The sequence below is a fragment of the Microcoleus sp. BM001215392 genome (genome assembly GCF_036700185.1).
Classification (GTDB): Bacteria; Cyanobacteriota; Cyanobacteriia; order Cyanobacteriales; family Microcoleaceae; genus Microcoleus.
On sequence record NZ_JAUBOJ010000402.1, the window covers coordinates 1 to 6,543 of the forward strand.

Below are 6,543 nucleotides of genomic sequence, written 5' to 3' on the forward strand. Positions count from 1 at the left end.
TGCTGATATTGCGATCGGCCATCACAACTGCCAATTTCCAACGGATCACTGCTGACGCTCAACTTTTAGCCATAACTTTGCAAGCTGATGTTAGCATTCTGCAACCTTGACTCTCTCTTTAATTGCCGCTACGACAATTTATATTGTTGCAACGCTTGACAATCAGCAGCCGTTGAACTAGACTCAGGATGTACAAACGCAAAAGCGATCGCCCCCTAGCCTAGAAAACTCAAGGGCGATCGCAATTCCACTACTTCTGTAGTTCAAACCCTATGATATCACAACCAAAGTCTGTTCCCGAACTGCTCCGGGAAGAAATTCCTGATGTACCCGCTGGTAAACAACCGATTCGTTTGCTGATTTGCGGGGTTCCCAAAGCGGTAGAAAGCATTGTTAATCTGCTGCACGTTTTAGGTTTTGCACAAGTTGGAGAGTGGAGCCCGCCTCTACCATCGCCTCTAGCCGGTGAGGTAATTCGGATTTTAACCCGTTACTGGAAAGAGTAATCGTTTAAATACCAAAGAAACCGGGTTTTTAGCAGTTTCTGCCAGGTGTGACGAGTATTCTCGAAAAAACCCGGTTTCTGGGCTCCAGTATTTGAGATAAAATATGGACAAGACCGAAACAGGACAAACAATTCATCTACCTCAACTCCCTCCTCCTCAAACTATATTCAACTCACAGCCAGAAGCTCATTCAGCTTATTTTTTAACTCTGGGGATGCCATTAATGGATTATAGACTTCCCCCTCGTATGGTTGCCACATATAACTAGGACTAAATGGTCGGAAAACTGGTAATATTTCTAACCCATGAGTAAGTTCCTTGGCTAAAACCAATCCAGGAATAGATAAATTAGATAAATCCTCCATAAGTTCACTATAGGTTCTGAATTCATCAACTTCAACCCCAACCAAAGCATAGCGAAACCAAGGAGCAAACCGTAGAGTTAGATAAAATAAAATACCTAACTCTGTCATCACATAAGCACTTTCAGGGCTATCTATTCCCACTTCACTAATATTATTGGGATAAACCCGACACCACCAGTTTCGATCCATATCTTGAAAAGTATCTGTTCGACATAGACATTGGCGATTATTTGACAACATCCATTCTATGCCCTCAAAGTGTTGAGCAAATTTATTGACATTGCTTTCATCAGAGCCACACTCTGCCGATAAACTGAATATCCACGCCATTGTTATAGACTCCTATCATATATAAAGTCAATCAACTCTTTCCCAATCATTTTGGGTGTTTGCCAATGCTGCCTCATACCTTTCCAAAGACATTGTAACTCTTGGCAAGATGCTAACGTGGGTCGGGCTATCTTGGACAGCCTGCAAATCTCCCATAATGTTTCTGTCATCAATTTGCCATAGGAGGTCTTTTCCAGTTCCACCAAATTTTGAAGGTCTGCGAAAAGCTGGTAAACTTTCAATTGAAAGGGAAACGGACATTCCTTTTGTATTCCTGACGGCAACAACAACAAGTTCTTCTCGAAACACACGTTCTGAATCTGCTAACAAATAGCCTTGCTCATTTAGATAACCTGTCGGCATTTGCTCAATATCTATGTCAATACCAGGTCTAATTCCTAATAATCTAGCACTGCGACCTATTTTGGGCTTACCATTTTGCTCCGCCATCCCACGATAGTAAAATTTTGCCATCAGCTCATATAGCAGCAGTTTGATATAGCGATATTATACCAAATCTGGTTTAAATACACCGTTTACCTCTTAGTCTGCGGAGGCAGACTTCGCTTGACAAGACGCGGTTTCAACCGCCGAATAATACTCGAATAATCGCGATCGCCTACTCAAGGCGATCGCCAGATTAACTGCGAGTCTATACGATCTTAGACTGCTGCGCTGATTAAATTGACACCAATGTCTCTTTTTAGAAAAGAACGTCAGGAAACTTGAAAACGTGACTAGCAATATTCCGCACCTTTGCTAATGGAACAGGTAATCCAGTTACACTGTAGCCTCGATTTGGTACTACTTTCTGCGGGAGTTCTGGCTTTTGCTGCCAAACTAAAAACCTGAATTTACCCGGTTCGACGACCAATATCTCCTGTTGAGGAATGAAAAATATCCAGAAATCGGCTTGCGAAGTCCATCCCCAACAGGGACGCTTGCGATCGTCAAAAACTTCAAAAAACAAGTTTCCAGTTTGTTTGGCTTTTAAATCAGTCTTGTACTCAGCAGTTGCGGTTGAACCGTTTGGGCGAATTAATCGGCGGTCAATACCTTTTTTCTGATACTGCGGCAAATCTGAGACATCCTCAATGCGATAGCCATGAATCTGCAACCACTTGTCTACGATCGCCTCTCCTGTCTTTCCTACTTTCTTTTGAGTTTGGAAGTCGTATTCCTGTTTTTGGGAAAGCGGGGGTAATTGCTGGGATAATTCGGCTTTGTTGTGCTGATTGTTGTTGTACATGATTAATTCCGTCAGCTAAGTTTTCAGTAGTGAATCACTACATCCTTAGCTTCGCAGAACTTTCTCTGGCAGCTACCAAACAAGTGTTAGGAAGTTTCTCTGGCAGCTACCAAACAAGTGTTAGGAAGTTTGTTAGGATTGTTTGGTAGGAACTGAATAACACCCTAGAAATGGCACCGAATTCACCAGAAGAACAATTCATCCTAGCTGCTAAGGACTGGGATTTAGAAAGGTTGTACAAAGATTTAGCAGATGCCAAGCTAAAAGTAGCACCGCATAAGCGGAAGCGGGAACTTACAGAAGTCGAGAAGCTTCATTTACGAGGATTGCTTTGTGCTTGTAGTCCTAGTGACATCGCTAAAAAGCTTCACAGGGAAGAGAGAGGATTGAGAGCCGATCTAAGTTCAACTGTGTATCTGTATGTCAAACAGCTTACTCCGGGAAAAGTAGACATCAGGCTAAACAACTGGAGAGATATCCCCGATTGGCTTGAGCAAGCAGGATACAAAACCAGGTCATCTAAGTTAGATGAAAACGAGGCAAAGATTACAACTTTTGTCTCGGACAGTGATATTGATTATCTGGTGGAGACAGTGCGATCGCACTCTCCGATCTGTGCTGAGGATTTCCATGAACTGGGAATAAACAAGGCTAAGGAAAGAGATTTTGAGGGAGCTATTGAAAATTTCAATCGAGCAATTAAGCTCAATCCTGATTATGCAAATGCCTACAATAACCGGGCTAATGTTCGCCATGAACTAGGAGACTCTCCGGGAGCAATTGAAGATTACACAGAGGCGATATTGCTCAATCCTAAGTGTTCAGATTTTCACAGAAACCGCGGTATTATTTCTTGTGAATTAGGTGATCACCGAGGAGCACAGGCAGATCACAGCCGAGCAATTCAACTAAATCCTAACAATGATCAAGCCTACAATAGCCGAGGTTTTGCTCGTTTACAAATGGGGGATGTGCCAGGGGCACTTAAAGATTTCACCCAAGCAATTGAACTAAATCCTGATTATGCCCTTGCTTGGAATAATAGAGGTGATGTCTACTTCTTGGAACTAGACGATCTGCAAAAAGCACTTGATGATTACACCCAGTCAGCTTGGCTGAACCCCCATAATGAAAAAACCTTCTACAACATGGGGGTTATTCACTTTAGGTTGGGGGAAAAAAAGAAAGCGTGTGAGGATTACACTCAGGCAATTCAGCTTGAAGGGAAATTTGCTGAAGCTTATCACAACCGAGGCATTGTCTACGGTCAGTTGGGAAATTACGAAAAAGCAGCTCTGGATCTTCACCACGCTAAAAATTTATATCATGTACAGGAAAAAGAAGAAAATTATCAAGAGGTACTTAATCTAATAGAAGAACTTCAGCAAGAAGATTGAGAGCGATCGCATTTAGTAAAGGGATAAAAAGAGCGATCGGTACATTCATTAAAATCTGCAAAAGCAGAAGATTCAAAAATAATTCTTCTCCTCATTGCAAATCCTGTAAATCGACTTCAACTAAATTTTGTCTGTCTTTAAGATTTTCAATAGCTTTCAACAGTTTGGTTTTATTGACTTCCGACTTCAAAAGATATTCGGTTTCATCACATTCTGAAACAATTATTTCAATCTCTTTATTTCCAAAAGTCGCTTTGATTTGTTCTAAAAAATTAAGATCGAGTTCGCTGGCTTTTAAACGATAAACTGTTGACATCGTTTTTGCTTATTTTAGATTATGATAATTATAGCGTTTCCAGTCTAAAGAAGTGCCATATAATTATGGCATTAACTAAATCTATCAATCAACATATCAGGAGTAACTATTTCGACTGCTTGAAAAGGACTTAATACCAATAAATCCATATCACCAGTAACAATTACATTGGCATTACCACTAACAGCCAACTCTAAAAACTTATTATCTTTTTTATCTCGACAAACTGTGATATTTTCTGTAATAGAGACTAATTGGGATGAACTGATAAACTTCAATAAAAACAATTGTCTATCTTCCAAAGAAAGATACTTGTTAAACTTTTTCCGATTCAAAACTTGCTCTAATTCATTTAAAGTCGCTTCAGAATATAAAATTATCCCTTGTTTTTCTGCCAACTCAATCGCCCGAAATGGGACTGAGGTCTTAAACAGTAAAGCACTGATTAAAACATTCGTGTCTAGTACAAATCTACTCGTCATTATTATCTGCTAGAATATCTTGTAAAATTTCTGGCGTTAAGCCTCGCTGCGCGGCCCTGTCAGAAATTTCTGCCATAACCTGGGTTAAAGTTTTGTTGTGTAAATTTTGTCTAAAAAACAATTGAATAATCGAACTTAACTCTTGCTGAGTCTTAAGACTAGCTTCTTCAAACGCTGTCTTAATATTGTCATCAACTTGAATCGTAATTATTGCCATAGACCTTAAAAAAAGTATTAATACGAAAACAATTTTTTGTTCTAAATTGATTTTATCTCACATCTTGCACCAATGTCAATAAGGGGATTTTTCGTGGGGAGGGCGGGTTTATATAATCTATCTGCAAGCTTTAAGGCTGTTGGCGAACCCGCCCCTACAGCTTCTTGATGAATGAGTTGGCTACAACATACTATTTTAGAGGCATAAAGCCATTCTCAATTTAATTTAATATCAATCACGTTCGTGAATTGATTTACATTCCCAAAAAAATCTAGGCCCAACCGTCAAAACTTGTTCTGTTGGCATGAACAATTCCCAATAGGGAAGTCCAGAATCATCTTGAAAATCTGGCTGTAAAATTAGTTGGTAATCGCCCTCAAAGACTAGAGTGAGATTAATATTATGAGCATCGATCGCAAAATCCATCAATTCTTTATTTTCCAATTGCTGCAAAACTTTTTTGACAGCATCTATTTCTACCTCATCTATTTCTGCATCTATATCTACTGGCAAGGAAGAAGTTAAGATTCGATCGCCTTGCTTGCAAACCCAAGGTGTTGCCCTGGCGCCAAATTGCCAACTACCTTTGCATAGATGTGCTAGTTTTGGGTGAGTATAGGCAGACATCTCACCGAAATCTAGCCGTAATTCATCCCCATAACTAAATATAACCTGATGACAAATTTCTCCGATCATCGGTTTAGTAATGACTGAAATAATTTGCTCGATATTTGGCTTCTGATTAGCAATAGATGTTTGAATAGCCATTTAAATATCCTCTAAAAATTCTTTTGCTTTCTGGCGGAGTTCGACCTAAGTAAAATCGCCTCTACGGTTTAAAGTTCCACCATAACCATTTTTCTTTTCTTCCTCAATGAATAAACCAAAAGCAATCCTTAATTCACCTCCCATTTTAAACTCCTTAGCGATCGCATCAACCTGTTTAATATCGCGTTTTCTACCCATCAATATTATCTGCTAAAATATCTTGTAAGATTTCTAAACCAAAGAAACCGGGTTTTTCCCAGTTTCTAGGAGGTGTGGCGAAGTATTCTGGCAAAACCCCGGTTTCTGGCCACCCGCAAATCTAAGAAACCGGGTTGTTCGCAGTTTCTGCGAGGCATAGCGAAGTATTCAGGGAAAAACCCGCTTGCTGACTGCCCGTGCGTCAGAACCCTCAAATATACTATTCACTGTAATGATTCTTACAAGCTGCGATCGCAATTTCGACCTCCGTAACTTGGTAAACTAAACGATGTTCGTTATCAATGCGCCTGGACCAAAAACCACTTAACTCGTATTTCAGAGGTTCAGGTTTGCCCAATCCTTCAAAGGGCGATCGATCTATATCTTTAATCAATTCTACAATTTTGCGATAAATCTTTTTGTCTAATTTTGCCCATTCGTTAAAATCTGCAAAAGCAGAAGATTCAAAAATAATTCTTCTGCTCATTGCAAATCCTGTAAATCGACTTCAACTAAATTTTGTCTGTCTTTAAGATTTTCAATAGCTTTCAACAGTTTGGTTTTATTGACTTCCGACTTCAAAAGATATTCGGTTTCATCACATTCTGAAACAATTATTTCAATCTCTTTATTTCCAAAAGTCGCTTTGATTTGTTCTAAAAAATTAAGATCGAGTTCGCTGGCTTTTAAACGATAAACTGTTGACATCGTTTTT

12 protein-coding genes are annotated in these 6,543 nt (G+C 39.5%); 2 read left to right on the forward strand and 10 right to left on the reverse strand.

All coding sequences use genetic code 11. From position 1 onward, the window contains the following. Positions 1-272: 272 nt before the first annotated feature. Positions 273-506 (forward strand): hypothetical protein, encoded by a 234-nt coding sequence (locus QT974_RS29020; RefSeq protein WP_293184352.1) that lies wholly within the window; start codon positions 273-275, stop codon positions 504-506. 167 nt (positions 507-673) lie between these two features. Here the strand turns inward: QT974_RS29020 and QT974_RS29025 are convergent, their stop codons facing one another. The 3 genes from QT974_RS29025 to QT974_RS29035 form a co-directional block, all read right to left on the reverse strand. Then, the gene (locus QT974_RS29025; protein ID WP_333471851.1) at positions 674-1,201 is read right to left on the reverse strand and encodes a hypothetical protein; all 528 of its coding nucleotides are present in this window, start codon (positions 1,199-1,201) and stop codon (positions 674-676) included. Between the two features lie 27 nt (positions 1,202-1,228). Continuing rightward, complete coding sequence (locus QT974_RS29030) at positions 1,229-1,675, reverse strand: hypothetical protein (RefSeq protein WP_333471852.1); 447 nt, start codon at positions 1,673-1,675, stop codon at positions 1,229-1,231. A 229-nt stretch (positions 1,676-1,904) separates the two neighbouring features. Then, complete coding sequence (locus tag QT974_RS29035; protein ID WP_333471853.1) at positions 1,905-2,450, reverse strand: hypothetical protein; 546 nt, start codon at positions 2,448-2,450, stop codon at positions 1,905-1,907. 170 nt (positions 2,451-2,620) lie between these two features. Between QT974_RS29035 and QT974_RS29040 the strand changes: the two genes are divergently transcribed. Beyond that, the gene (locus QT974_RS29040; RefSeq protein WP_333471854.1) at positions 2,621-3,847 is read left to right on the forward strand and encodes a tetratricopeptide repeat protein; all 1,227 of its coding nucleotides are present in this window, start codon (positions 2,621-2,623) and stop codon (positions 3,845-3,847) included. Between the two features lie 91 nt (positions 3,848-3,938). On the opposite strand, the gene QT974_RS29045 is transcribed toward QT974_RS29040, so the two are convergent. From QT974_RS29045 to QT974_RS29075, 7 genes are all read right to left on the reverse strand, one after another. Continuing rightward, complete coding sequence (locus tag QT974_RS29045) at positions 3,939-4,163, reverse strand: hypothetical protein (RefSeq protein ID WP_333471855.1); 225 nt, start codon at positions 4,161-4,163, stop codon at positions 3,939-3,941. 71 nt (positions 4,164-4,234) lie between these two features. Continuing rightward, entirely contained in the window at positions 4,235-4,645 is a 411-nt protein-coding gene (locus QT974_RS29050; RefSeq protein ID WP_333471856.1) for a putative toxin-antitoxin system toxin component, PIN family, read from the reverse strand. Next, positions 4,635-4,862 (reverse strand): hypothetical protein, encoded by a 228-nt coding sequence (locus QT974_RS29055; RefSeq protein ID WP_333471857.1) that lies wholly within the window; start codon positions 4,860-4,862, stop codon positions 4,635-4,637. The genes QT974_RS29050 and QT974_RS29055 overlap by 11 nt, the downstream gene beginning before the upstream one ends. A gap of 231 nt (positions 4,863-5,093) precedes the next feature. Then, complete coding sequence (locus QT974_RS29060) at positions 5,094-5,630, reverse strand: hypothetical protein (RefSeq protein ID WP_333471858.1); 537 nt, start codon at positions 5,628-5,630, stop codon at positions 5,094-5,096. A 45-nt stretch (positions 5,631-5,675) separates the two neighbouring features. Next, positions 5,676-5,828, reverse strand: a complete 153-nt coding sequence (locus QT974_RS29065; RefSeq protein ID WP_333471859.1) for a hypothetical protein — start codon at positions 5,826-5,828, stop codon at positions 5,676-5,678. 220 nt (positions 5,829-6,048) lie between these two features. Beyond that, complete coding sequence (locus tag QT974_RS29070) at positions 6,049-6,315, reverse strand: Txe/YoeB family addiction module toxin (RefSeq protein WP_332967907.1); 267 nt, start codon at positions 6,313-6,315, stop codon at positions 6,049-6,051. Beyond that, positions 6,312-6,543, reverse strand: a 232-nt coding sequence (locus QT974_RS29075; protein ID WP_333471860.1) for a hypothetical protein, incomplete at its 5' end; no start/stop codon positions are given. The genes QT974_RS29075 and QT974_RS29070, both read right to left, overlap by 4 nt.

Excerpts from the sequence above, each read along its gene's own strand:
- QT974_RS29025 (WP_333471851.1), bottom strand. The coding sequence starts at position 1,201 with ATGGCGTGGATATTCAGTTTATCGGCAGAGTGTGGCTCTGATGAAAGC.
- QT974_RS29070 (WP_332967907.1), bottom strand. The coding sequence starts at position 6,315 with ATGAGCAGAAGAATTATTTTTGAATCTTCTGCTTTTGCAGATTTTAAC.
- QT974_RS29040 (WP_333471854.1), top strand. The coding sequence starts at position 2,621 with ATGGCACCGAATTCACCAGAAGAACAATTCATCCTAGCTGCTAAGGAC.
- QT974_RS29060 (WP_333471858.1), bottom strand. The coding sequence starts at position 5,630 with ATGGCTATTCAAACATCTATTGCTAATCAGAAGCCAAATATCGAGCAA.
- QT974_RS29055 (WP_333471857.1), bottom strand. The coding sequence starts at position 4,862 with ATGGCAATAATTACGATTCAAGTTGATGACAATATTAAGACAGCGTTT.
- QT974_RS29035 (WP_333471853.1), bottom strand. The coding sequence starts at position 2,450 with ATGTACAACAACAATCAGCACAACAAAGCCGAATTATCCCAGCAATTA.
- QT974_RS29065 (WP_333471859.1), bottom strand. The coding sequence starts at position 5,828 with ATGGGTAGAAAACGCGATATTAAACAGGTTGATGCGATCGCTAAGGAG.
- QT974_RS29030 (WP_333471852.1), bottom strand. The coding sequence starts at position 1,675 with ATGGCAAAATTTTACTATCGTGGGATGGCGGAGCAAAATGGTAAGCCC.
- QT974_RS29020 (WP_293184352.1), top strand. The coding sequence starts at position 273 with ATGATATCACAACCAAAGTCTGTTCCCGAACTGCTCCGGGAAGAAATT.
- QT974_RS29045 (WP_333471855.1), bottom strand. The coding sequence starts at position 4,163 with ATGTCAACAGTTTATCGTTTAAAAGCCAGCGAACTCGATCTTAATTTT.
- QT974_RS29050 (WP_333471856.1), bottom strand. The coding sequence starts at position 4,645 with ATGACGAGTAGATTTGTACTAGACACGAATGTTTTAATCAGTGCTTTA.